Below are 26,166 nucleotides of genomic sequence, written 5' to 3' on the forward strand. Positions count from 1 at the left end.
TCATCATGAAGAAGATTGCATTTTTGATATTGCTGCTTTCCTTCTCTTTTGGTTTTGCCCAAAACGAGGCGTTATTTAATAGAGCAACGGAACAGTACAATGATGCCGAATATGCTGCAGCTATAGATAATTACAAGCAAATTCTGGATAATGGCCAACATTCCGCTTCTTTATATTTTAATTTGGGGAATTGTTATTACAAACTCAATGCCATTGGGCCGAGTATTTACTACTACGAAAAAGCGCTGCTTTTGAGCCCCAATAACGAAGAGATTCGAAATAATTTAGCATTTGCGCAAAATATGAGGCTGGATGCTATAGAGGAAATGCCAAAAACGGAGATGTCAAGAATATATAATTCCGTCGTTGGTATGTTCACATCGGACCAATGGTCCTATCTGGCCATTGCACTTGTCTTTTTATTTGTGCTTGCGTACATGGCCTACTACTTTTTGAGGTCCGCCAACCAAAAGAGAGCAGCCTTTATTTCCAGTATGCTATCGCTTGTCCTCTGTTTGGTCTGTATTTTATTGGCTTACCTTAACCACCAACAGAACAAGAACGACGACCCTGCAATCATATTTGCAAAAGAAGTCAACGTAAATGCAGAACCGAACGTAAACAGTAGTACAGCTTTTACTCTTCACGAAGGAACCAAAGTGAATGTTTTGGACGAACTCGACGAATGGAGGAGAATCCGTATCGCGGATGGACAAACAGGTTGGTTACAGGTTGACAGTATCAAGAAAATCAAGGAGTTTTAGACAAAAACCCCTTTACCTTGCCCAGAATTCCTTATTTTAGATAAAATTGATGCTTTTGTGAAGACACTCCTGTTCCCTATGATATCATTGTTACTGATATTTGCATTATCAGTATCCCCGATTATTCCCTTGTTGGATAAAGAATCGGGCAAAACAATAGTTATTGGTGCGGCTGAAGAGGAAAAGAGCAGTGAAACGTTCACCATCAAAAAATTTGATGAAGCCGATACGTTCTATAAATATTTTTTGGATTCACATAATCAACACTTCTCGTTAGATAGCTCTTTAGGTTATCTTGGATATATTTTCCCTTTTTCGGACTATACCGTAGAAATCTTGGACCCTCCCCCCAGAAATTTGATGTAAACTCTAAAACTTAAGTTCTAAATCAAATTTTTAACCTTCTTCTATGAAAACCTAACCAAAAAATAGAAGAGCAATCTTACACATCACCATGTTCAAGTATATTAAAAATGACTTGCCTGCCAGTATTGTGGTCTTTTTTGTGGCACTCCCTCTATGTCTGGGAATTGCCTTGGCCAGTGGCGCACCATTGTTCTCGGGCCTTATAGCAGGTATTATCGGAGGAATAGTAGTGGGAGCATTGAGCGGTTCCCAAATCGGGGTCAGTGGTCCAGCGGCCGGACTTGCCGCAATAGTTTTAACGGCAATCGGTACCTTGGGCGGATATCAAAACTTTTTGGTGGCCGTGGTCCTGGGCGGCATCATACAGCTCATATTTGGCTTTTTAAAAGCCGGTATCATCGCCTATTACTTTCCGTCTTCCGTCATAAAAGGAATGCTTACAGGTATAGGTATAATAATCATCTTAAAACAAATCCCCCACTTTTTTGGCTACGATGCCGATCCTGAGGGTGACTGGGCATTTTTTCAGGTGGATGGAGAGAACACTTTTAGTGAAATCATCAACTCCATCAACTATATAAGTCCAGGGGCGACCTTAATTGCCATAATCGGACTGGCCATACTTGTTTTATGGAGTACCGTACTGACCAAAAAATCAAAGATTTTCGAGTTGGTGCAAGGTCCGTTGGTTGCAGTGGTCCTGGGAATCGTTTATTTTTCGGTCACAAGCGACGACCCCACCTGGGGAATTTCTGCCGAGCATCTGGTAAAGGTTCCTGTTCCCGATAGCCTTGAATCTTTCTTGGGCTTTTTTAGTTTTCCCAATTTCTCGGCAATCTCCAACATGGATGTCTGGGTCACTGCGTTCACCATTGCATTGGTTGCCAGTTTGGAGACCTTGCTTTGTGTGGAAGCAACGGACAAGTTAGATCCCGAAAAGCGAACCACGCCAACAAATCGCGAGCTAATGGCGCAAGGGGTTGGCAATACACTTTCCGGCCTGATCGGCGGCCTCCCCGTTACACAAGTAATTGTACGTAGCTCCGCAAATATTCAATCCGGAGGTAAAACAAAGGCGTCCGCCATCATTCATGGTTTTTTCCTATTGGGGTCGGTAATTTTAATACCCGCGCTACTTAATATGATACCATTGTCCGTTTTGGCGGCAATCCTATTTGTAGTGGGCTATAAACTTGCAAAACCAAGCCTTTTCAAGACAATGTACCAAGCAGGATGGAAACAATTTGTCCCTTTTGTGGTAACAGTGGTAGGAATCGTTTTTACCGATCTTTTGGTCGGAATTAGTTTGGGGCTAGGTGTAGGTATCGTTGTGGTTTTGATAAAAAGTTATCAAAACTCCCACTTTTTACATATTGAGGACAGTGGCAACGGGTCCCATAAAATAAAGATGACCTTGGCGGAAGAAGTCACCTTTTTTAACAAAGGTGCCATTTTGAAAGAATTGGACAGTATTCCAGAAAATTCTTATCTAACTTTGGATGTTAGAAAAACACGTTATCTTGACAATGATATCATAGAAATTCTAGAAGATTTTTCAAGCAAGGCAAAGAATAGAAACATTGATATTAAAATTATTTCGGAAAGAGGTGAAATCGAAAACCCTGAAAGCTATATCGAGTTTTTTAATCTAAGGCCGAAAAAAACAGCATAAAAAAATAGAAATGAAAGCACATACGAAAGAAACACAAGCGACCATGTCGCCCAAAAAAGCCATTCAGTTTTTGAAGGAGGGCAATGAGCGTTTCCAACAAAATTTAAAGGCGAACAGGAATCTTTTGGAACAGGTAAACGATACCAAGGACGGCCAGTTTCCTTTTGCTACCATATTAAGCTGTATCGATTCAAGGGTATCTGCGGAATTGGTTTTTGACCAAGGATTGGGAGATATCTTCAGCGTTAGGATCGCGGGAAACTTTATCAACCAAGACATCTTGGGAAGTATGGAGTTTGGCTGCAAACTGGCGGGAACAAAAGCCATTGTGGTACTGGGACATACTAGTTGCGGTGCTGTAAAAGGCGCCTGCGACCATGCTAGAATGGGCAATTTAACCAGTTTGATCAATAAAATCGAACCAGCAGTTTATGCAGTAAAGGAGCCAAAAGATGAATCCCTCAGGAACTCACAAAACCTAGAGTTTGTGGATGCCGTAGCCATGAAAAATGTGGAGATGGCCCTGGAAAACATCAGGAACCAAAGTGTTATACTTAAAGAGATGGAAGAGAAAGGTGAAATCGCCATTGTAGGTGCCATGTACGACATCTCGGACGGTAAGGTTACTTTTCTTTAAAAAAAAAATATACTCATTATAAGAGCCGATGGTTCCCATCGGCTTTATTTTTTTATTCCCGTTATTTGGAGATACCGTCCGCATTGCAGTATTTTACCCCTTTCCTTTTTGATACAACATGATTCCAATAAAATTTCCAAATGATTCCGGGCCCATTTATTTGGAAACCTTGGAAGGAAGACTTCCCGTAGAACCATTCAATACCTTTAGCAACTTAATCTTTTTGGCTTTGATCATTTATTGGGGAGTAAAGGTGTATAGAAACCCAAGAGAGCATCGTTTTTTGGCATGGGTTCTTCCTGTCATCGGAATTAGTTTTGTTGGAGGGACCATTTATCATGCAACACGCAGTCATGAGTTTTGGCTTCGTTTGGATTGGATGCCCATAATGTTCCTTTGTGGTGCACTGGTTATCTATTTTATCTTCAAGCTCGTGAATTCTTGGTGGCAACGGCTGGTTTGGATCATCGTCTTGCTCGGAGCTTCTTTTTTATTACGGATTCTTCCCCTGCCATCTGGGGCAAGAATTTCTTTGGGTTACATCATTACCGCAGCTACTATATTGATTCCCATCATCTGGTATTTGATCAAAACCAAAGGGAAAAATTTGGGCTTGGTCGTAATCGCCTTCCTCATTTTTGGGGTTGCGATTTTCTTTCGGAGCATCGATCTCCATCAAAACTTCTTTCTTATGGGGACCCATTGGCTTTGGCATCTTTTGGGTGGTATTGCAGTTCATTTTTTAATTACCTACATATTCAAGGACAATTTGCTAAATTTGTCCGCCAATAGCCAAAGTAGTCATGATTGATACCATAAAGGAACATATTGCCGAAGTTGAAAAATTCACTTCGACATCCAAAGAAGAAATAGAGGCTTTCCGAATCAAATATTTGGGAAAAAAAGGTCTATTGAACGGTTTCTTTGCCGAATTCAAAAATGTTCCCAATGAACAGAAAAAAGAATTTGGACAAGTGGTCAATCAATTAAAAAATACAGCCACTGAAAAGGTGAACGCCTTAAAGGATGCTCTGGAAAATCAGGCCGAAACTGTTGGTAAATATGGCGACCTTACCCGCCCCGGCGAACCTGTTGAAATAGGAGCACGTCATCCCATCAGCATTGTAAAGAACCAAATCATCGATATTTTCTCCAGAATTGGCTTCAATGTTTCCGAAGGACCAGAGGTAGAGGATGACTGGCACAATTTTACTGCTTTGAATTTGCCCGAATATCATCCTGCAAGGGATATGCAGGATACCTTTTTTATTCAAACGGACCCGGATATATTATTGCGCACCCATACCTCATCTGTGCAGGTACGATATATGGAGGCCAATAAACCGCCCATTAGGACGATTTCTCCTGGACGTGTGTATAGGAACGAGGCTATTTCCGCCCGCTCGCATTGCTTTTTCCATCAGGTTGAAGGTCTGTACGTGGACAAGAACGTATCGTTTGCGGATTTGAAGCAGACCTTGCAATATTTCACATCCGAAATGTTCGGGAAGTCCAAAATCAGGTTACGCCCATCCTATTTCCCATTTACGGAACCCAGTGCCGAAGTTGACGTCTATTGGGGGCTTGAAACTGAAACGGATTACCGTATGACCAAGGGTACCGGTTGGCTGGAAATTATGGGCTGTGGCATGGTAGACCCCAACGTACTTAAAAATTGTGGGATAGACCCAGAGGTATATTCCGGGTTTGCCTTTGGTATGGGGATAGACCGTATTGCGTTGCTATTGCACCAAATTTCCGATATACGATTGCTCAGCGAAAATGATGTCCGCTTTTTGGAGCAGTTCAAAAGCGCACTGTAAACCCAGGTCATGAAAAAGGATATTGAATTTCCTGTAGCCAAGGATGTCCACGTTGTGGTAATCCGGGAGTGGAACGATGAATTTCTATCCAAAGAATGGAACGCATATCTGATCAATAATCGTTCGGACACCATAGAAATGACCATTGTAGTTTCCAAAGGTTTTGATGGGGATAAAAAAACATCCACCATGCGTCACGGTATTGGGGTTGTGGAAGCAAAGTCCTTCAAAAAAATTGAGTTTCTACAAGAAGAGGTGCTAGCCCTCAACAATGAATTCTTTGTCTCCTTTTTTGCTGAGAACAAACTCTTTGAAAAAAGGTTCCTGTTTCCCAAAAATACCATAACGGAAAACAGTCTTACCACCATTCCCATTATAGAAAAAGACGGGGTTCTTCCTAAAGATTGATCCACCAATTAAAATGGCATTTTACTTTTAACAAACATTTAAGCTTAGTTAGTTCGGTTGGTTCCGAACCAATCGTACATTTGCACCTTCAAAATCCACTTTATGGAAAAATCGAGGGAAGAAATTGTAGAAACAGTAGGTCTCCATTTGGAAGAGGAGCATAATCTACCTCCCTTGGCCGCTCGAATTTATGCTGTCTTAATTTTAACCGATAAGGACGGTCTTACATTTGATAGTTGTTTGGATAGGCTCAATGCCAGTAAGAGTTCTATATCAACTTCACTCAATCTATTGGTGAACATGGGCCTTGTCACCTATTTCACCAAGTCCGGAGATCGAAAGAGATATTTTAAAACTGCGAAGAAGAAAACTTTCTTTTTATCCAAACTCCAGGAAAACTTAAAGCGTATTGAACGTGAGAAGCACATTATCACTTTGGTAATGGGTTATCACGAACAATACTGTCCTAAAAAATTTGAGGAAGGGCAAGTTCGCACCAGGGTATATCTGGATTATGTGAACGAAACCGAAAAAACCTTAAAAAAATCGATCAAGAAACTCGAATCAATTTTAAATGAGTAATCACTCCAACAACCAAAAAAATAGCAAAGTAATTTCGTACATGAAAACAATCAAATCAATCTTAGCATCATCAAGTGTACTTTTATTCATAGCCTGTGGGGGTAAAGATCAACAACAAGCCCCTGCACAGCAAGCGCCGTCGCTAAAAGTAAGCACTTTGGAAAAGCAGGACATAACGCTTTTCGATTCATACTCCACCAACATTCAAGGTGTCCAAAACGTTGAGATCTGGCCAAAGGTCTCTGGTTTTGTACAGCATATTTATGTGGAGGAAGGCCAAAAAGTAACCAAGGGCCAGTTATTGTTCAAACTGGAGACACAAACCTTGTCACAAGACGCTGAAGCGGCGAAGGCCGCCGTCAACGTTGCACAAGTAGAAGTGGACAAATTGGTTCCATTGGTAGAGAAAAACATTATTAGTGAAGTACAACTGGAAACGGCAAAGGCACAATTGCAACAAGCAAAGAGCAATTATAGCAGTATTGCCGCAAACATTGGCTATTCCAATATAGTCAGCCCTGTAAACGGTTATATTGGCGAAATACCTTATAAAGTAGGTGCATTGGTAAGCAGTACCATGGGCACACCTTTAACCGTAGTATCCGATATCAGTGGTATACGTGCCTATTTCTCCATGAACGAGAAACAGCTCCTTAAGATGAAGAGCCAAATGACGGGTGATGGATCTGCCGCTTCATCGGAGCACACTCCAGAAGTTGAATTGGAGATGATCAATGGCGAGACATACCCTCAAAAAGGGAAGATCGCGATGGTGAACAACATTATCAACCCAACTACCGGAAGCGTAACATTGAGGGCCGATTTTGATAACCCGAACCTTTTGTTGAGTTCAGGTAGTACTGGCACTATTAAAGTTCCGTCCACTTATGAAGATGTATTTGTTATCCCTCAATTTGCCACCGTTGACTTGCAGGGTACCAAAATGGTTTATGTATTGAACGAAGACAACATGGTAAAAACGGTTCCATTGACCATTACGGCCCAGACCAACAAAGAGTTTATTGTAAAAGACGGGTTGGAAAATGGAAGCACCATCGTTACCGAAGGCGTATCCAAACTTAAAGATGGTCAGACCATCAATCCAGTAAAACAATAATTACCATCAATCCCATAGAACAAAGCATTTATGTTCCAAAAATTTATAGATAGACCCGTACTCTCCACGGTAATATCCGTTATCATAGTGATATTGGGTATCCTTGGTCTTACTACATTGCCCGTAGAACAATATCCGGAGATTGCTCCGCCGACCGTTCAGGTTACCGCCAACTATACCGGTGCGAACGCCGAAACAGTACTTAAGAGTGTGGTAATCCCTCTGGAAGAACAAATAAATGGTGTGGAGGGCATGACCTACATGACCTCATCCGCCAGTAACGACGGTGCTGCCAACATCAGTGTGTTCTTTGAACTTGGTGTTGACCCCGATATTGCCGCGGTAAACGTTCAGAACCGTGTGGCCAGGGCGAATAGCCTATTGCCGCAAGAAGTGATCAATACCGGTGTTACCACCCAAAAAGCACAGAACAGTGCCTTGTTGTTCTTCTCTATTTTTTCCGAAAATGAGGACTACGACGCAACTTTTGTTGAGAACTACGCCAAGATCAACTTGGTCCCCCAATTGCAAAGGATCAAAGGTGTAGGTAACGTTAACGTATTCGGTTCCAAGGATTATTCCATGCGTATCTGGATTTCTCCAGATAAAATGGCCGCCTACAACTTGGTTCCGGCTGATATCCAAGCTGCTTTAAGGGAACAAAACACTGAAGCTGCTACAGGGAAAATCGGGGAAAATGCCGATGGTATTTTCGAATACGTGATGAAGTACAAAGGACGATTGTCCGATGTCGCCGAGTATGAGAACATAATTCTTAGGACCACGGATGACGGCGGGTTCCTTCGTTTAAAGGATGTTGCCGAAATTGAGCTGGGCGCATTGAGCTATGTTAGAAAAAACTCTGGTATGGGGAACCCCGGTGTTGCCGTGGGGGTTTACCAAACCTCTGGTTCCAATGCAAAAGAGATCATTGACGAGATCGAGAACATCCTCGAAACATCCAAAGCGGATTTTCCGAAGGGGATGGATTATGTAATCCCTTTTAACTCCAAGGATTTCTTGGATGCATCGATAGATCACGTGGTCCAAACCTTGATAGAGGCCTTTATTCTTGTATTTATTGTGGTATTCCTGTTCCTCCAAGACTTTAGGTCCACATTGATTCCGGCCATCGCGGTTCCCGTGGCGATTGTGGGTACGTTCTTCTTCCTGCAATTGTTCGGATATTCCATCAACATGCTTACCCTTTTCGCCATGATCTTGGCAATCGGTATTGTGGTGGATGACGCCATTGTTGTAGTGGAAGCGGTACACGCCAAACTGGAAGAAGGAGCCGATTCGGCCAAAACGGCGACCAAAAGTGCCATGAGTGAGATTTCAGGCGCCATTATCTCCATTACGTTGGTAATGTCGGCGGTATTTATCCCCGTGTCCTTTATACAGGGTTCGTCGGGCGTATTCTACCAACAGTTCGGTATCACCTTGGCCGTGGCCATCTTGATCTCGGCTATCAACGCCTTGACCTTGAGCCCGGCATTGGCAGCGTTGTTCTTAAAGCCACATAACCACGAAAAAGGTAAAAAATCCAATTTATTGAACAGATTTTTTAGGGCCTTCAACGTTGGGTTCACCACAATGACCAATAAATACACCAATTCCATAGGTACATTGGTGAAGCGAAAATGGATTACACTAGCGCTCTTGGTGGGCTTTAGTATTTTGGCCATCTTTTTATTCCGATCAACTCCATCAGGTTTCGTGCCCGATGAAGACCGTGGAATGATCTTTGCCAATGTGAGCATGCCTCCGGGAACAACGATAGAAAAGACAGAGGAAACAATCATGAAACTGGATTCCATTTATGAATCCATGGACGTGATCGATGCACGGATGAGCGTTGCAGGTTTCAGTTTGTTGAACCGTGTTAGTGCCGGTTCCTACGCGTTCTCCATTATGAAGTTGAAAGATTGGAGCGAAAGGGGTGCAGATTCACTATCGGTAAACGCCACCATGCAACGTTTGTATGCTACTACGGCAGGTTTCAATGATGCTCAAATCATCTATTTTACACCTCCCAGTATACAAGGTTTCGGTACAAGTTCCGGATTCGAGGTACAGCTCCAAAGCAAGACCGGAGAGGATTGGAACTCCATCAATGATGTAAAAAATCAATTTCTGGGGGCCCTTAACGCAAGGCCAGAGGTGCAATATGCGATATCCCAGTTCGACCCAGGTTTCCCTCAGTTCGATTTGGACATCGATATGGAAAAAGTGAAAATGGCAGGGCTTACCGCGACCGATATTTTCAATGCGCTCCAAGGCTATTTTGGTGGTATCTACGCTACAGATTTTAACAGGTTTGGTAAACAATATCGTGTAATGATACAGGCCAAACCGGAAGATAGAGCCAATGAAAATTCGTTGAACCACATTTTTGTGAGAAACGGTGATGGCGAATCCGTGGCCGTAAGCCAGTTCGTAGACCTGAAAAAAATATATGGCCCGGAAGTGGTACAGCGATTCAACTTATTGAGTTCTGTAAGCATTACCGGTGTTCCCAACCCAGGATATAGTACTGGTGATGCCATTACAGCGATTGAAGAAGTAGCTGCAGAGGTATTGCCGAATTCATACACCTACGATTATTCCGGATTGACAAGGGAAGAGAGCAACGCCGGTGCACAAACCATTATCATTTTTATCTTGAGTTTGGTATTTGTTTACTTCCTATTAAGCGCGCAGTATGAAAGTTACATTTTGCCATTTTCGATATTGTTATCGTTGCCATTTGGTATAGCAGGAGCCATTCTTTTCATCAATCTGGCCGGGCTACAGAACAATATCTACTTCCAGATCGCATTGATCATGTTGATAGGTCTGTTGGCCAAAAACGCAATTTTGATCGTGGAATTTGCACTTCAGCGTAGAAAGGCCGGACTATCCCTGTTCGATGCCGCCGCCGATGGTGCACGAGCAAGGCTCCGTCCTATTTTGATGACTTCCTTTGCATTTATTTTCGGTCTGTTGCCATTGGCACTTTCATCGGGAATCGGGGCCATTGGAAACCAATCCATTGGTGTAAGTGCCGTTGGGGGAATGCTAGTGGGTACCATTTTGGGTGTGTTCATCATACCAGTGCTCTTTGTGGTGTTCCAGGCACTTCAGGAAAAAATATCAGGTAAGCCGGAAGAACTTCAAAATGTAAACAATGCCTAATTATCCTTTGATCAAACAAAGTATATCAACCATGAAAATAAAATCCACATATAAACTGCTCTTGGTAATTTCGGCGCCACTTTTATTGCAATCATGCTTTGTGGCCAAGAATTATTCAAGACCAGAAATAGAGACCGAGAATCTCTATCGAACAGATAATCTGCCACAGGACAGCATTTCCATGGCCGATGTATCTTGGAGGGACCTGTTCAACGATGAACAATTGAAGTCATATATAGCTCAAGGTCTAGAGAACAACATTGATATTAGAATAGCGCTACAGAACGTGGTGGCCGCAGAAGCTTATGTAAAACAAGGAAAGGCCGGATATTACCCTACCCTATCCGGCACGGCAAGCTTTACAAGGACCAAAAACTCGGAAAACAGTCAGTTTGGTAGTTTTTTTACACGTCCATTGGAACAATATGAATTGTCCGGCAGCCTTTCTTGGGAAGCGGATATTTGGGGCAAGATCAGGAGCAATAAAAGAGCCTTTAGCGCCTCCTATCTGCAGAGTGTATCGGCGCATCAAGCGGTTAAGACCAACTTGATAGCCAGTATTGCCGCTACCTACTATCAATTATTGGCACTGGACAAACAATTGGAGGTTGCCCATCAAACCTTGGAAGCCAGAAAGAACAGTTTGGAGACCACTGTTGCCTTAAAAGATGCCGGACAGGTAACCGAGGTTGCCGTTAAGCAGACCGAAGCACAGGTCCATACCACAGAAATTATTGTGATCGACCTTGAGAACAACATTAAGTTGCTCGAAAATGCCTTCAGTATATTGCTGGGCGAGGCGCCGCAAAAAATTCAACGTGGTACATTGGACGACCAGTCCATCGATACCGAGCTGAGCACGGGCGTCCCTTATTTGCTTCTTGCCAACCGCCCGGATGTAATGCAGGCAGAGTACGGTCTCATCAATGCCTTTGAATTGACCAATGTGGCCAAAAGCAGTCTATATCCTTCCTTGAGCCTTTCCGCCACTGGCGGCTTTCAGAGCTTGGAGTTTGACAATTGGTTGGATGCCAGTTCACTATTTTCGACTTTGGTCGGTTCGCTGACCCAGCCGATTTTTAATGGCAGGCGATTACGCACACAGATGGAAGTAGCCAAGGCACAGCAAGAACAAGCCCTATTGAATTACAAACAAGCTTTGCTTACAGCAGGTAGAGAGGTGAGCGATGCCCTCTACACCTATGAAGCTGAGACCGAGAAATTGGAAGCACGCTCCAAGGAACTCGATGCTTATGCAAAGGCCGAGGATTATTCCGAAGAATTGTTGAACAATGGTCTGGCCAATTATTTGGAAGTACTTACCGCCCGTCAAAATGCATTGAACTCGGAGCTTAATCTGGTAGACTCGCAATATTCACGATTGGGTGCCATTGTGGAACTGTACAGGGCATTAGGAGGCGGCTGGAAGTAAAGATTTGGTCTTGGGAGATAAAAAGGACATATTGGCCTATGCCATCGAGAACTTTACCAAATTTGGAAGCAAGCGCTTCTCCATGGATGAACTGGCCAAAAGCCTTGGTATTTCAAAAAAGACCCTTTACAAGCATTTTAACAGCAAAGAAAAACTGGTCAAGGAGAGTCTTCAATATTACTTGGATAATATTAGGGCCAATGTAGATAATTATATACTCGAAAACCCTAACGAAGAACAGCCCCTTACCACTGTAATTTTTATTTATAAGCAAGGGTTGATCACTTTTCAGGAAATCAACCCTGCTTTTCTATATGGTCTCCACAAATATTATCCGGAGGCATATAAAATATATTCCCGCTTAAAAAAGGATATTGTTTGGGACATTGTATGTCCTTTATTACAGAAAGCCCAAGAGTTGGGCCAAGTAAGAAATAACGTAAATGTTGAACTGGTCTGTACACTTTTTTTGTCCCGAATGGAAGAGACCGTCTATTCAAAGGCCAATTTATTTGATGAATATAGCATTCAAGAATTGTTAGAACATATCATAATCAATAACCTACGGGGCATTCTTACGTTGGAATATCTTCAAAAAAGCCCACTTCAGTAGCGCTAGAGCTGTCAATTCTTTAAATAAACGCGCCCAATTTTAATATATCCGCTCTCAAACAGTTGATTTTTACGTTTTTAGCATTGATTTTAGTTGAACAATCGCCTAACTTTCAGTTCTTCTAAAAACTAAAACCAATGGGAACTACAACTAACATCAACAGACGTGATTGGATAAGAAAAAGTATGCTCACTGCCGGTGGGGCAATGGCGCTGCCGTATATTGGATTGGCAGAAACACCAAAAGCACCTTTGACCCTCGATGCAGAGGGCAACGCAATCTACAGTCCCTTCTTTAAAGAATATCTACCGAAACCGGAAGCTGCCTTTCCTGAATTGGCCGCTAAGCTCAATGCCAATGAGAATCCTTACGGGCCTTCCCCAATGGCCTTGGAAGCCTTTAAGAATTCTGCTTCGGGAGGTAACAGATATGCTTGGAAAGAATTGTTTCAACTTGTGGACAAGATTGCCGATTTTGAAGGAGTAGAGAGCAAAAACGTTATGATGGGCCCAGGCTCGTCCGACCTCTTGGAAAAAACGGCCATGGTTTTCTTTATGAACGGTGGCAACGTGGTTTCCGCAGATCCGGCCTATATGTCCCTTATTCGTGTGGCAGAGTCCGTAGGGGCCACTTGGAAACCAGTACCCTTGAAGGATGATTGGTCACACGACCTTGATGCAATGGAAGCCGCCATTGATGATGAAACAAAATTGGTTTACATCTGTAACCCGAACAACCCAACGGGCTCTATGACGGATCATGATAAATTGATCGATTTTTGTTCAAGAGTATCCGAAAAAGTACCCGTATTTGTCGATGAAGCTTATTTATGGTTCTTGGAAGACGGAGCCAAAAAGAGTATGGTATCCTTGGTAAGCGAAGGGAAAGATTTGATCATTGCCAGAACTTTCTCAAAAATACATGGTATGGCCGGTTTACGTGTGGGCTATGCTGTTGCGTTGGAAGAAACTCTCGGCAGAATACAAAAAATTACCCGTGGCGGTATGGGCATTTCACTTCCATCGGTTTACGCCGCTATGGCTGCAATGGACGATGAAGCATTTATTGACAAGTCCCGTAGTCTTAACGCCGAATGTAGGGAATATGTGTACAAGAGTTTAGATAAATTGGGCATCACCTCTTATGTTCCTTCTTCTACAAGTTTTATCATTTTCCCTATTGAAATGGAAGGACAGGCATTCTTGGAACAAATGACAGAGTTAAAGGTGGGTGTTCGTGCTTTCCAGTTTATGGACCAAAATTGGTGCCGTGTAAGTATGGGAACCATGGATGAAATGAAAACGTTTACCGCCGCACTCAATAAAGTGTTGGTATAGTGGATATAGGTATTCAAAAAACTATTGTATTTCTTTTTTTCATCTTCATTGGAGTACTGCTCAAAGTAAAGTTTAAGTCCAAAGAAGAGATTTCTGGAATTAAAAAGATAATTCTGAACCTTGCCCTTCCAGCGACCATTTTTATTGCGTTGCTGGGGGTAAAGGTCGAGTTGCATCTATTAATATTGCCTCTTTTGGCCCTTGGCCTTAACCTACTGTTGTTTTTTTCCATGCCCCTTATATTGCCCCTAATGGGTATTGGAAAAAATACACCAGAGTATAGAACCGCTAAACTTTTGGTGCCTTCCCTGGCGCCAGGACTATCATCCTTCCCATTTATTTTGGAGTTTTTGGGGGATGAATATTTGGCAAAGGCAGCGATGTCCGACCTTGGGAATAAAGTTTTTGTGCTCTTTTTTCTCTACTTGGTAGCGATGAATTGGCACTACAGCCTTCAGTCCAATCAGAAAAAAAGTGGAGGAACAAAGCTAAGACCATTGATCAAGGCCATGATTTCCGAGCCCGTTAACGTATTTATTGCAGCGGCGCTTGTTTTGTTGGCATTTGGATTACATATGGATTCACTGCCATTCTTTCTGAGTGAAACATTGGAAAAGCTGAGTTTGATCATGACGCCATTGGTGTTGCTTTTTATAGGTTTAGCAGTAAAAATCAAAAGGAAACAGTTCTTCCAGATTTTTTCCTTGCTCTGTACACGGGCCGGACTGGTATTATTGATTACTGGCATCTTTGTCACTATAGCTGGAATTGAAGCCCGTAATGAAATATTGTTGACCATGGCCTTTGGACTTAGTGCCTGTAGTTTTTGGCCCTATGCCCACATAGCTGCGGTGGACAGCTTGGAAATGGACAAAAAGTCAAAGAGGAGAACATTCAGCAGTGATTTTGGTGTCGCTATATTGGCGTTGTCGTTCCCGCTATCAACAATGTTGATACTCGCAACCTTGAACAGTGGGGCATTCTTTGTAAACCCTTTTAATATTTTTATGATTGCCATTGCTCTCCTAGGCGTTGGCCTCATAATTCCATTGTGTAACGGTATCAGTAAAAAAAAGTGGTCCGAGCAAAAATTGATCGACCATGAAATAAATGCTACTGCCACGGAAAAGGCCGCCTGATTTCTTTTTGGGAAAAGTTGGTTCTAAATCCCTATTTTTAAAGAAATCTGGAAATTATGAAACAACTGCTCACCATTATTTTTTCCATTCTTTTTATGGGAATCCTGTCGGCTCAACAATCCAATTTAAAAGTCGACCAAGACCGTCTTGAAAAGAGAATTTTTGATCTTGCCGAATTCGGTCTTCAAACCAATGGTGAAACGGAACGTGTTGCTTTTAGTGATGCAGACATCCAAGCTAGAAATTGGGTAATTAAAACGCTCGAAGATTTTGGAATGGAGGTGAAGGTCGATGCTGCCGGCAATATTATCGGGACCAGAAAAGGGAGTGGAGCATCCCTTAAATCCATTGCCTTTGGTTCCCATATTGATAGAGTACCAAACGGAGGAAATTATGATGGCTGCGTGGGGTCTATGGCTGCATTGGAAGTCATTGAAACCTTGAACGAGCATAACATTTCCACCAAACACCCCCTTGAAGTCATCATTTTTCCGAATGAAGAAGGGGGTGTTATGGGAAGTAGGGCGATGGCAGGAAACTTGGGCAAATCCGCACTTGGCGTGGTCAATTCGACAGGCTATTCCATGGGTGAGGGCATTATGCGTATCGGTGGAGACACCACAAGGTTAAACGAGGCCAAGCGAGACACAGGAAGTTTGGCGGCTTTCTTGGAACTTCATATTGAGCAAGGGGGCAAACTCGAAAAAGAAGGCTTGGACATTGGGGTTGTAGAAGGGATTGTAGGCCTTAATTGGTGGGATGTTGTATTTACTGGCTTTGCCAACCACGCAGGTACCACCCCCATGAATGCGAGACAGGACGCCCTGCTTGCAGCTGCCAAATATATTGTTGCTGTAAACGAAATAACCAACAGCTTCGAGGGCGCCCAAGTTGGCACGGTGGGCAGAATCAAAGCAGAACCTGGAGCCCCGAACGTAATCCCTGGAAAGGTGACTGCAAGTCTTGAAATTCGGGACTTGTCCTTGGAGGTCATTCAAAAGGTATATCGGGCCATCAAGAAAAAAACCGAGGAAATAGCCGAAGCTTCCAATGTTACCGTTGAGTTTTTACCGTTGGACACCACTGCAGAACCAGCCCTTACGGATACCAAAATCCAAAAAGAATTAGCGTCATCCGCCAAGTCTTTAGGATTGACTTATCAATACATGCCCAGTGGTGCCGGCCATGATGCACAGGATATATCGCGATTTGCTCCCGTGGGAATGATTTTTGTCCCGAGCAAAGGAGGCATCAGTCATTCGCCCAAAGAATTTACATCCGCAAAAGATATGGCCAATGGGGCCAATGTGCTCTTGCACACTATTTTGGCTTTGGATAAGAAATTGGATTAATCTTACTTTACAGTTGTTGAGATTATTTTTCTAGTGGCATTCGCGATCAATCCGATGCTCAACCAATACGTGGCCAAAATCAATGGTCCGGAGAGGTAAAAAGGGGTCTTGAATTTGGCAATCGCCAACAGTGCATCAGAAAGCATAAAAAATAATACGGCCATAGCCATAAGAGCATGTGCGTTGTTCCTTTCCCTCACGTACAGGCCAACTCCTTGCCATGCCATAAACGTTATTATCAACACATAACTGGAAACAGGTAGCAACAAATCACCTAAATCCGGTCTCAACCAAAAGAACAGAACTCCGGCAATACCGAAAAGAACTAGAAAAGCAATCCAGTTTTTGTAAAATCCCATGTATTGGATAAATGATATAGAGAAAAGAATATGCGCCAATAGAAAAGCTCCTAGGCCGAATAAAAAATAAGCATCAAACAGCAACAGAACATCTCCGAACAAACAGAACACCAAGCCAACGACAACCATTCTTCCAAATGTCACATAGCTATGTTTTGGTGCAAAAAATGGTAAAGCAATTACCAAGATCGTAGTCAATGGTTTGAAGAACATAAAAAGTCCCCTCTCATTGTAAAGCCCAAAATAAATGGCAAAACATGCAGAAACCAATATTAAAATATTGATTGCCCAAACTTTTATTTTTGTTTCGGCTACCATTCCTTGTACGGTTTTATACTCAATTGCGAATTGTAATATTGTACCTGGCCCGTGACTTCCTGACCCAGCCAATCCGGTCTTTCAAAACGTTCATCTTCATGCTTGAGCTCCACTTCTGCCAAGATTAGTCCCTTGTTCTCACCCAAAAACTCATCCACCTCAAACATATGCTTGCCCAACGGCACTTCAAAACGAACCTTTTCGAGTATCCCCGCTTCACACAGGTCGATAAGGTTAGCTGCTTCGGCGGCCGAAATTTCCGTCTCCCATTCAAAGCGTGTGGTACCCGATTCGTTACTGGCGCCTTTTACGGTCAAAAATCCCTTTTCTCCCCTGATCCTGACCCTAACGGTCCGTTCTGGGTCCGTATTCAAGAATCCCTGTACAATCCGGGTCTGTGATGTGGCCTGCTGTTTGAAGGCGTCCGAATTGACTAAAAATTTTCGCTCTATTTCCAAATGTTCCATCAAACTAAATATACCCTAAATTTGAAAATGGACTTTGATTTTCCCCTAAGAAAAATAATTCATGTTGATATGGATGCGTTTTACGCGTCCGTGGAACAGCATGATGATCCGGAATTAAAAGGGAAGCCCATTGCCGTTGGTGGTGGCTCCAAGCGGGGGGTGGTGTCCGCAGCAAGCTATGAAGCACGAAAATTTGGTGTGAGAAGTGCCATGGCAGGCAGTATTGCAGCAAGAAATTGTCCCGAGCTCATATTCGTAAAACCCCGTTTTGACCGCTATAAAGAGGTTTCGAACCAGGTCAGAAGCATTTTTTTTGAATATACCGATTTGGTAGAGCCCCTTTCCTTGGACGAGGCCTATCTTGATGTCACCGAGAATAAAAAAGGGAATCCCTCCGCTACCTTGATCGCTAAGGAAATCCGTCAAAAAATCTTTGAAAAAACCGGGCTGACGGCCTCAGCAGGAATTTCCATAAACAAATTTATCGCCAAAGTGGCCAGCGATTACAACAAACCCAACGGACAGAAAACCGTAAACCCCGAAGAGGTAATCGAGTTTTTGGAAAACCTGGACATTCGGAAGTTTTATGGCGTGGGAAAGGTAACAGCAGAAAAAATGTACCGCTTGGGAATATTCACGGGCAAGGACCTTAAAGAAAAGTCATTGGAGTTCCTGGACCAGCATTTTGGGAAAAGTGGAGGTCACTATTTTAATGTAGTAAGGGGAATTCATCTCAGTGCCGTAAAGCCGCACCGTATTCCGAAATCTGTTGGGGCGGAACGTACTTTTTTTGAAAACCTGAGCAGTGAAATCTTCATGCTGGAAAAATTGGAGAGCATTGCCGGCGAACTTGAAAGAAGGCTCCAAAAATCCAAAATTGCCGGAAAAACGGTCACCTTGAAAATTAAATACAGTGATTTTACCTTGCAGACCCGGAGCAAGACCCTTCCCTATTTTATTGCCAGTAAGGATTTGATATTGGAAACCGCCAAAGAGCTTTTGTATCAATCCACTTTGGAAAATTCGGTTCGATTGCTGGGTATTTCCTTGGCCAATCTCAACACGGAAAAAGAGAAAAAGACCGAAGAGAAAGAATCGTTGCTCGTTCAGCTCAAGTTTGATTTTTAAAAAAAAAGCCCCCCTTTCGGGAGGCTTTTTTATTTAATTCTTGATATCCGTTTCCATTGGTTTTACCGCTGGTTTTTTGGGGTTTCCGTCGGCATCTATCTCGACAATATTATCAAATCCAAGCTCATCCAATTTATCGATGATCTCTGCACGATCACCTACCATAAACCAGTTCACTTTTCCGGGCTGCACTACATCATTGCTCACCTTTCTAATATCATCCACAGAAAGGTTTCTCACGTTCTGATCGTACTTTTGATAGTAATCGTCCGGCAAATTGTAACGGATCAAACTCCTCACCGAGCTGTTTACCGAACTATTGGTTTCCCATTGCCCGGGAAGCTTCAATACCTGATTGGTCTTCACTTTCTCCAGTTCTTCGCCGGTTGCAGGCCGTGTAGAGGTGAATTCGGATATTTCCTTTCTGATCTCGGTCACGGACTCCGCTGTTTTATCGGTCTGTACCGGTGCATAAACAATGAATGGGCGTTCTTCTTTGGAACCCAGCACAAATCCTCCCGCTCCGTAGGACCAGTGTTTGTCTTCCCTCAAATTCATATTGATTCGCGACGTAAAATCTCCTCCAAGGATATTCACCATTTGCTCCAGTGCAATTTCGTTGACCCCTCCGTACTTTTCGGTTAAATGCCCGGCCAAAATCACGGATTGTTGGGATTCTGGTCGGTTCATTAAATAAAGCGTGTTCTTGGAACCGGTCTTGGGCTCGTTGAAAGCAATGGTAGGAACATCACCTTTCTTCCATTTGCCCAATGTCTTTTCCAATTTGGATTTCAATTCGCTCATTTCCACATCACCGGTCACTATTAATGTGGAATTGTTCGGCTTGAACCATGTGTTATAGAAGTCAACTACATCGTCCCTTGTCAAGTTCGAAACGGAGTCTTCATATCCCGTGCCCGTGTATGGGCTACTGTAGGGATGGTCCTCTCCATAAAGATATTTGTTCATGACCCGTAAGGCCATGGTAATGGGCTGTGACTTTTCTTGTTTTATATTGTTGAGTTGTTCCTTCTGTAAGCGTTCGAATTCCTTTTGGGGAAATACAGGGTTTAGCACCACGTCCATGAACAGGTCCAGACTGGCGTCCAAGCTTGGTTTTAATGTGCTCATATATACGTTGGATTCATCTTGACTGGAAAAAGTACTTAAAGAGGCACCCAAGAGCTGCAATTGCTCGTTTATTTCTAGAGAAGTTTTGTCCTTTGTTCCCTCGTCCATTAGGTTCATGGCCAAATTTGCCGTACCTGGGCTGGACAAATAATCAGTTTTATACCCCGCATCTGCCACTAGGTTGATGATTACCGTTGGAACGCCCTTCCGTTGAGCTAACACCACATTGAGCCCATTGGATAGTTCCATACGTTGTAATTCGGGGAATTTTGAACTTTTTGGAGCCCCAAGTTCCGGCAATTTGCTTCTATCCACCGAAGATTCTACGACATCATATTCGGGAAAGGGTCGGCAGATCAAAACATGTTTGCCTTTTGTCAGCCATTTTTCTGCGGTCCTTCTAAGGTCTTCGGCCGTGGCATCTTCAACATACTTTAATTGTGTTTTGTAGTATGATGCATCACCATGATAGGTTTGGTTAGAGGCAAGAATATCGGATACCCCTCCAAATCCACCGATTCGTTCCATACCTTTAATGAAATTAGCAAAGTAATTGGCTTTTACCCTTTTCAGTTCTTCCTCTGTAGGTCCTTCCTTGATAAATCTCTCGATTTCGGCCTCGAGCTCTTTTTCCAATTTTGCAGCATCCTCTCCTTGCTTCACATTTAACCAAGTGATAAACTGACTTGCTATTTCGCTTGATGATTGAAAAGAGACCGCGGCACTGGCCGATTGGTCTTGATAGATGAATTTTTGATACAACCTGGAGTTTTTTCCACTCGTCAAGATGGCGGAGATCAAATCAAAGTGAAGGTCTTCCCTTGATCCAAACGGAGGTGTGTTCCAAGCGAACAATACTCTGGTCTCCGGAACACGGTCTTGGTATTCTTGACGGGAATCATAAATCTTGTTGGGGATGTTTACCTCTTGTCGTTCCACTGTCGGTCCCGCAGGGATATCCCCAAAGTATTTGATCACTTTTTGATACACTTCTTCGGCATCAATGTCCCCTGCCACGGCAACCACCGCATTGGCGGCACCATAATAGGATTTGAACCACTCTTGCACATCTTCCAAAGAGGCAGCGTTCAAATCTTCCATTTCTCCGATCACGGTCCAGGAATATGGATGCCCTTTCGGATACATGGCCTTGGTCAAATAATCCCATTGCATACCATAAGGTTGGTTTTCGCCTTGCCTTTTTTCATTTTGAACAACCCCACGTTGCTCATCCAGTTTTTCTTGGTCGATCGCTCCCAACAAATGCCCCATTCTGTCAGATTCCAAAAACAAAACTTGATCTAAGGCAGAAACAGGTACATTTTGAAAGTAGTTGGTTCGGTCCGTATTGGTTGTTCCGTTCAAATCGGTGCCCCCAATACTCTCCAATGCCTGAAAATAATCGGTGTTGTAATTTTCACTTCCGTTGAACATTAAATGTTCGAACAAATGGGCGAAGCCACTTTTTCCAGGTTTCTCATTTTTGGACCCTACGTGGTACCAAACGTTCACCGCGGCAATTGGTGCTTTGTGATCCTCATGGACCAAAAGTGTGAGCCCATTTTTTAAGGTGTAGGTTTTGTAATCGATGTCAATGTCATCGGCTTTGAACTGAAATCCTTGTCCAAAACCCATGGAACAGGACAAAAGGCCCACAATAGAGGCCAGAAGTAATTTTTTCATTTCTGTTGTTTTTAGTTATTTGATCGATAAATTTGATACACAAGATAGGAAAATGTTTACAATGAACACTATGCTAGACTGTTAGCATTTATCTTAAAAACTATAGAATGTAATATTTGTTTGTTTAAACCAGAATAATAGTTGATAGTTGGGGCTAGGTTTACATATTTTCTTTATTAATTTGTAGAACCATCGACCACCATTAACTACATTTTACTCAATTTATGCAACGAAATGAATTGCACGAGCACATTATATCTTCAGCGGGAGATCTTTTCTATTCGCAGGGATATAATTCAACGGGGGTCAACGAGATCATTGCCAAATGTGATATAGCAAAAGCTACGCTCTATAGCCACTTTAAGTCCAAAGAAGATATTTGTATTGCCTATCTGAATCAGCGCCACAGTGGCTTTATGAGGAGCCTTAAGGGCTATGTAAAGGACAGGGAGTTTGGAAAAACCCAGCTTTTGGCCATTTTTGACCTGTTGCGGGATATGTACCTTGAGGAAAATTTTCAGGGTTGTTGGGGTCTCAAGACCCTTGGCGAGCTTTCCCCCGATCAAACTGCCATTCTGAAGGTAATTCAACAGCAAAAAAAGGAACTGCTCATGTATCTGGGAGAGATTGTAGGCGATAATATATCCAATTTATCCAAAGCGGAAACGGAAAAAATTTCGGGCGGACTCTACCTTTTGTATGAAAGTGCAGTTACCGAGAGTCATCTGTTCAAAAACGACTGGCCTATTTTTATAGCCAAAAGTATAGCACCATCTCTTTTTATGGACGCAGAGCTGATATAAAAAAGCCCCTCCAAAATGAGGGGCTTTTTTAACAAGGGATTCACCTAGATTAAGCTTTAACTCCTTCCAATGGTTGTGCCTCTGGGAAATCTACAGGAACTTTTGTTGTTCTATGGATATAGTTTGTGATCGTTTTATCCCCTACTAAAACTATGGTGTCGATCAAATTTTCCTTGGTCCACCCAGCGGCAAAAAAATCAGCCACAACTTGCCCGTCTGTTGCGCCCCTATTTTCGGTAATATTCTTGGCCAAACTCGCCAAAGCATCCAATTTTTCATTAAAAGAAGCCTTCCCTTCCCTTAATTCCAGGATTTGCTCATCTGTAAAGCCGTTCATTTTAGCAATGGCGGTGTGGGCGGATAAACAGTAAATACAGTTGTTAACTTGACTTACGGCCAAATTGACCACTTCTTTTTCCTTGGCCTTCAATGAGGTTTTCGCATTGGAAAGGCTTAGATAATTACCCAATGCATTTTCTGAGTGTGCATAGGTGGCGAAAAGATTTGGAACAAACCCCAGCGTTTTTTCCAGATTGTCAAAAATGGCCTGATTGACCGTGCTTACTTCTTCTCTTTTAGGTACATTGATTGTGCTCATAATTGAATTTTTAATATGAATAATTGATTAATACGTCTGTATAAAGGGTTGTTCTGCATCACAATAGAAATCGTGATGATACTTTTGCTCACAGTGTTCCGCAACCGTAGCTGTTTTTACTTCGGTTTTCTGTGACGTTCTAAAAATCTCAATGAGATTAAAAATTGATCTTTCTGTGGATTTCATCTTTTATCTGTTTTTTTTTACAGGGCAAAGATGCTCCGAAAAAGAGGGTGGGTGTTAGGAAGGATTTCCCGATGGCTTGACCAATTTTCCCTTAGGCCATCAAAAAGAGGTTTTCACGGTATTCTGATGGGCTCATTTGTGTCATCTTCTTAAAAAAACGGCTAAAATGTGCGGGGTCGGTGAACCCAAGCTCAAACGCAATTTCCTGATTTTGTTTATCGGTAAAATTGATGAGTCGTTTGGCCTCCAATGCGATTCGTTCCAGAATAATTTGTTGTGGCGACTTCTGATTGTAAATGGCAAAAAGATTGGATAGTGTTTTGGGAGATTTGTGCAACAATTCAGCATAATCGCCCACCTTTCTCTTGGTTTTGAAGTTTAGGTCCACTAAAACATTGAATTTTCGGATGGTTTCGACTTGATCGTTCCCCAATGCTTTGACCATGAGCTGTTCTTTTGCCAATCGCGTGCTCATTATAATCATTCTTTTTAGTAGCATTTGAAGCATATCGCCCTGAATATTGTCGGGTGTGGAAAACTCTTCGATGAAAATATCGTGTAGCAAATTAAACTTGTTCAACTGTTCTTTTGGAATAGTGATGATAGGGATATCCTGTGTTCCAAAAAACAAAATCCCATTACAGGAAACCTCGCTGTCATGATCGAATATACAGTAAAACTCCCTGTTAAAAAGTATGGCTGTAAGGGGCAATTGCATTTTGGAATAGGAAACGTGTTGTAAATATGTAACGGTAATAATCTGATTGGGCAAAAGTTCCAAATCCATTCCATCTATTTGAACCGTCAGGGGGCAATCGTTCCGGTTCCATAAAAATTTAATGGTTTTTGAGGTTGTGGAGAATCGTTCCTCATCATTTTTGATATCATCCGAAAATCCTAAAATGGCTCCTAACTTGGAATCCTTGTATTCGTATCTCATTGGGAAGATTGTTCCGTTACAGAACGATTAGTCCTTCTATTTCATTCATACTTACAGCCCAAAAGAATTAAAATCAAACAAAAAAGCGCGCATCCAAAGATGCGCGCTTTCAATAAATCTGTTTTTTTATTTTAGAAATTACAGCTTTCTATCTCGGTTACACGCAAAGTGTTCACCATACCTTTTTCTTTAATGGGCATGGCCGCCAAACTTACGAGCATATCGCCTACTTCCAGGAAACCTTTTTTACATGCTATCTGGTTTACATCCTCGATGGTCTGGTCAGTGGAGACAAACTTGTCGTAGTAAAATGCTTTTACTCCCCATAAAAGGTTCAATTGGGTCAATATTCTTTTGTTCGATGTAAACACAAGGATATGTGCGGCTGGTCTCCAAGCGGAAATCTGGAAAGCCGTGTATCCACTATTGGTCAATGTGGAAATAGCTTTTGCCGAGATTTCGTTTGCCATTAACGCGGCATGGTAACAAACGGATTTGGTAATATATCTTTTGGTACGTATGTGCGGTGGGGTTTGCGGTACCTTGATTAAACTGGAACTCTCGACACTTGAAACAATACTTGCCATTTTCTCGATAACCTGTACCGGATAGTTCCCAACAGATGTTTCTCCCGAGAGCATTACGGCATCGGCCCCGTCCATTACGGAGTTGGCAACGTCGTTCACCTCGGCGCGGGTAGGGGTTAAACTGGTAATCATGGTCTCCATCATCTGGGTAGCGATGATTACAGGAATTCTTCCCTTTTTGGCGCTCAACACCAATTGTTTCTGAACCAATGGGACCTCTTGCGCTGGAATTTCCACCCCAAGGTCACCACGGGCCACCATAAGTCCATCGGAAGCTTTTACGATCTCATCGATGTTCTCCAGTGCTTCAGGTTTCTCAATCTTTGAGATCACTGGGATTTTATGCTCTGTGTGCTGTTTTATCAAATCATGAAGATCGTATAGGTCCTGTGCATGACGCACAAATGACAATGCTATCCAATCAACATCTTGTCCAATCGCAAAAATGGCATCTTTGATATCCTTTTTTGTAAGGGCGGGGAGTGAGATGTTGGTATTGGGAAGGTTTACACCTTTTTTGGATTTAAGCGGTCCTCCTTGTATCACCTTGGCCACTACCTCGTTATCCCCATTAGTGGATTTCACTTCAAAAATAAGCTTGCCATCGTCCAAAAGAATACGTTCCCCCGCTTTAACGTCTTTGGGGAAGCTCTTGTAGTTCATGTAGACCCTTTCGGCGGTGCCCTCAAACGGTTCTCCCGTTACAAAGGTAACCTCATCACCTGGAGCAACTACGGCTTCACCGCCCATTACCCCAACTCTTAGTTTGGGGCCTTGTAGGTCGGCAAGGATGGCTATATTGACTTCCAATTCCTCATTAAGCTCCCTAATCATTTTAATTCGCTCGGCAACATCTTCGTAGGCGGCATGGGAAAAGTTTATTCTAAAAACATCCACTCCTGCAAGGATCATTTCCCTTAGGGTCTCCTTTGTACTGGTGGCAGGTCCAAGGGTTGCTACAATTTTAGTCTTCTTTCTAGTTGGCATTTTTAAAAGATTAAATTTCTTTTTGATTTTAAATTCTGTGCATCCAAAGGATATGCTGTTATCACTTTGGCTATTGTGTTGATTGATTTGATCTTTTTGAGAAACAACGCTTCATCTATCGTATCTACCTTTAAAAAATAATCTACTTCTTTTCGTTCTTTCACCAAATAGTCTGTTCTTCGGGAAACATTGTTATCAAATAACCCCACTGAAGGCATTTCTTCCTCAACTTCGCACTTGTTGGAAATCAGCGTCCAATACATCTCGCTCATCTCATCGTCCCAATCAAACACCGAAAAAGACATTTTTCCATCTAATTGAAGGTCTTTTTTCATCCGTTTTAGATACAGTCCACAACTGGAATTTATGGCATAGGTGATGGCATAATCTTCCAAATTACTGTGAATGGCGATGAGCGAAAAACTTTCATCGTACAAGTCCGCCGATATCTTATGCGTCGTTAATATGCCCATAACACGAACCGTAAATATAGGCTTAATCCAATTGAATGCCTAGTCTATACAAAACAATACACTTATAAATCAAGCGAAAACGTTTGA

Annotated in this window: 25 protein-coding genes; 17 read left to right on the forward strand and 8 right to left on the reverse strand. The window is 42.5% G+C overall.

Annotated elements, in window-relative coordinates; genetic code table 11:
* Positions 1 to 5 precede the first annotated feature (5 nt).
* The 15 genes from J0656_RS01140 (at position 6) to J0656_RS01210 (ending at position 16,419) form a co-directional block, all read left to right on the forward strand.
* Entirely contained in the window at positions 6 to 764 is a 759-nt protein-coding gene (locus J0656_RS01140) for an SH3 domain-containing protein (protein WP_207030891.1), read from the forward strand.
* 57 nt (positions 765 to 821) lie between these two features.
* A complete protein-coding gene (locus tag J0656_RS01145) occupies positions 822 to 1,130 on the forward strand; it encodes a hypothetical protein (RefSeq protein WP_207030893.1) in 309 nt (102 codons plus the stop codon).
* A gap of 88 nt (positions 1,131 to 1,218) precedes the next feature.
* Entirely contained in the window at positions 1,219 to 2,802 is a 1,584-nt protein-coding gene (locus tag J0656_RS01150; RefSeq protein WP_207030895.1) for a SulP family inorganic anion transporter, read from the forward strand.
* A 10-nt stretch (positions 2,803 to 2,812) separates the two neighbouring features.
* Positions 2,813 to 3,439, forward strand: coding sequence for a carbonic anhydrase family protein (locus J0656_RS01155; RefSeq protein WP_207030897.1), 627 nt, complete (start codon positions 2,813 to 2,815; stop codon positions 3,437 to 3,439).
* A gap of 118 nt (positions 3,440 to 3,557) precedes the next feature.
* Entirely contained in the window at positions 3,558 to 4,250 is a 693-nt protein-coding gene (locus J0656_RS01160) for a hypothetical protein (protein ID WP_207030899.1), read from the forward strand.
* A complete protein-coding gene (gene pheS / locus J0656_RS01165; protein ID WP_207030901.1) occupies positions 4,243 to 5,262 on the forward strand; it encodes a phenylalanine--tRNA ligase subunit alpha in 1,020 nt (339 codons plus the stop codon). The genes J0656_RS01160 and pheS overlap by 8 nt, the downstream gene beginning before the upstream one ends.
* A 9-nt stretch (positions 5,263 to 5,271) precedes the next feature.
* Positions 5,272 to 5,670 (forward strand): hypothetical protein, encoded by a 399-nt coding sequence (locus tag J0656_RS01170; protein ID WP_207030903.1) that lies wholly within the window; start codon positions 5,272 to 5,274, stop codon positions 5,668 to 5,670.
* A gap of 102 nt (positions 5,671 to 5,772) precedes the next feature.
* Positions 5,773 to 6,252 carry a GbsR/MarR family transcriptional regulator gene (locus J0656_RS01175; protein ID WP_207030905.1) on the forward strand — a complete coding sequence of 160 codons (480 nt, stop codon included), beginning with the start codon at positions 5,773 to 5,775 and terminating at the stop codon, positions 6,250 to 6,252.
* Positions 6,253 to 6,292: 40 nt separating this feature from the next.
* A complete protein-coding gene (locus J0656_RS01180) occupies positions 6,293 to 7,369 on the forward strand; it encodes an efflux RND transporter periplasmic adaptor subunit (protein ID WP_225605555.1) in 1,077 nt (358 codons plus the stop codon).
* Between the two features lie 30 nt (positions 7,370 to 7,399).
* Complete coding sequence (locus J0656_RS01185) at positions 7,400 to 10,546, forward strand: efflux RND transporter permease subunit (RefSeq protein ID WP_207030907.1); 3,147 nt, start codon at positions 7,400 to 7,402, stop codon at positions 10,544 to 10,546.
* A gap of 31 nt (positions 10,547 to 10,577) precedes the next feature.
* A complete protein-coding gene (locus tag J0656_RS01190) occupies positions 10,578 to 11,978 on the forward strand; it encodes an efflux transporter outer membrane subunit (RefSeq protein WP_207030908.1) in 1,401 nt (466 codons plus the stop codon).
* Between the two features lie 10 nt (positions 11,979 to 11,988).
* Complete coding sequence (locus tag J0656_RS01195; RefSeq protein WP_207030909.1) at positions 11,989 to 12,591, forward strand: TetR/AcrR family transcriptional regulator; 603 nt, start codon at positions 11,989 to 11,991, stop codon at positions 12,589 to 12,591.
* Positions 12,592 to 12,728: 137 nt separating this feature from the next.
* Positions 12,729 to 13,928: a pyridoxal phosphate-dependent aminotransferase gene (locus J0656_RS01200; protein ID WP_207030910.1), complete on the forward strand. Its 1,200-nt coding sequence runs from the start codon at positions 12,729 to 12,731 to the stop codon at positions 13,926 to 13,928.
* Positions 13,928 to 15,067, forward strand: a complete 1,140-nt coding sequence (locus tag J0656_RS01205; RefSeq protein ID WP_207030911.1) for an AEC family transporter — start codon at positions 13,928 to 13,930, stop codon at positions 15,065 to 15,067. The genes J0656_RS01200 and J0656_RS01205 overlap by 1 nt, the downstream gene beginning before the upstream one ends.
* Positions 15,068 to 15,123: 56 nt before the next feature.
* A complete protein-coding gene (locus J0656_RS01210) occupies positions 15,124 to 16,419 on the forward strand; it encodes a Zn-dependent hydrolase (protein WP_207030912.1) in 1,296 nt (431 codons plus the stop codon).
* A 2-nt stretch (positions 16,420 to 16,421) separates the two neighbouring features.
* Here the strand turns inward: J0656_RS01210 and J0656_RS01215 are convergent, their stop codons facing one another.
* Positions 16,422 to 17,096, reverse strand: coding sequence for a lysoplasmalogenase (locus J0656_RS01215; protein WP_207030913.1), 675 nt, complete (start codon positions 17,094 to 17,096; stop codon positions 16,422 to 16,424).
* A complete protein-coding gene (locus J0656_RS01220; RefSeq protein WP_207030914.1) occupies positions 17,090 to 17,563 on the reverse strand; it encodes a CYTH domain-containing protein in 474 nt (157 codons plus the stop codon). The genes J0656_RS01215 and J0656_RS01220 overlap by 7 nt, the downstream gene beginning before the upstream one ends.
* Before the next feature lie 27 nt (positions 17,564 to 17,590).
* Between J0656_RS01220 and dinB the strand changes: the two genes are divergently transcribed.
* Positions 17,591 to 18,691, forward strand: a complete 1,101-nt coding sequence (gene dinB, locus J0656_RS01225) for a DNA polymerase IV (RefSeq protein ID WP_207030915.1) — start codon at positions 17,591 to 17,593, stop codon at positions 18,689 to 18,691.
* A gap of 33 nt (positions 18,692 to 18,724) precedes the next feature.
* On the opposite strand, the gene J0656_RS01230 is transcribed toward dinB, so the two are convergent.
* A complete protein-coding gene (locus tag J0656_RS01230) occupies positions 18,725 to 21,505 on the reverse strand; it encodes a M16 family metallopeptidase (protein ID WP_207030917.1) in 2,781 nt (926 codons plus the stop codon).
* A gap of 224 nt (positions 21,506 to 21,729) precedes the next feature.
* Between J0656_RS01230 and J0656_RS01235 the strand changes: the two genes are divergently transcribed.
* Positions 21,730 to 22,308: a TetR/AcrR family transcriptional regulator gene (locus J0656_RS01235; protein ID WP_207030919.1), complete on the forward strand. Its 579-nt coding sequence runs from the start codon at positions 21,730 to 21,732 to the stop codon at positions 22,306 to 22,308.
* Positions 22,309 to 22,357: 49 nt separating this feature from the next.
* Here J0656_RS01235 and J0656_RS01240 read toward each other — a convergent pair whose 3' ends face one another.
* The 5 genes from J0656_RS01240 to J0656_RS01260 form a co-directional block, all read right to left on the reverse strand.
* Positions 22,358 to 22,906 carry a carboxymuconolactone decarboxylase family protein gene (locus J0656_RS01240; protein WP_207030921.1) on the reverse strand — a complete coding sequence of 183 codons (549 nt, stop codon included), beginning with the start codon at positions 22,904 to 22,906 and terminating at the stop codon, positions 22,358 to 22,360.
* A gap of 27 nt (positions 22,907 to 22,933) precedes the next feature.
* A complete protein-coding gene (locus tag J0656_RS01245; RefSeq protein WP_207030922.1) occupies positions 22,934 to 23,092 on the reverse strand; it encodes a hypothetical protein in 159 nt (52 codons plus the stop codon).
* A gap of 91 nt (positions 23,093 to 23,183) precedes the next feature.
* A complete protein-coding gene (locus tag J0656_RS01250) occupies positions 23,184 to 24,032 on the reverse strand; it encodes a helix-turn-helix domain-containing protein (protein WP_207030924.1) in 849 nt (282 codons plus the stop codon).
* Between the two features lie 131 nt (positions 24,033 to 24,163).
* Positions 24,164 to 25,606 (reverse strand): pyruvate kinase, encoded by a 1,443-nt coding sequence (pyk, locus tag J0656_RS01255; protein WP_207030926.1) that lies wholly within the window; start codon positions 25,604 to 25,606, stop codon positions 24,164 to 24,166.
* A gap of 2 nt (positions 25,607 to 25,608) precedes the next feature.
* A complete protein-coding gene (locus tag J0656_RS01260) occupies positions 25,609 to 26,079 on the reverse strand; it encodes an IPExxxVDY family protein (protein WP_207030928.1) in 471 nt (156 codons plus the stop codon).
* Between the last annotated feature and the right edge of the window lie 87 nt (positions 26,080 to 26,166).

It is taken from the genome of Flagellimonas aurea, assembly GCF_017313785.1.
GTDB lineage: Bacteria > Bacteroidota > Bacteroidia > Flavobacteriales > Flavobacteriaceae > Flagellimonas > Flagellimonas aurea.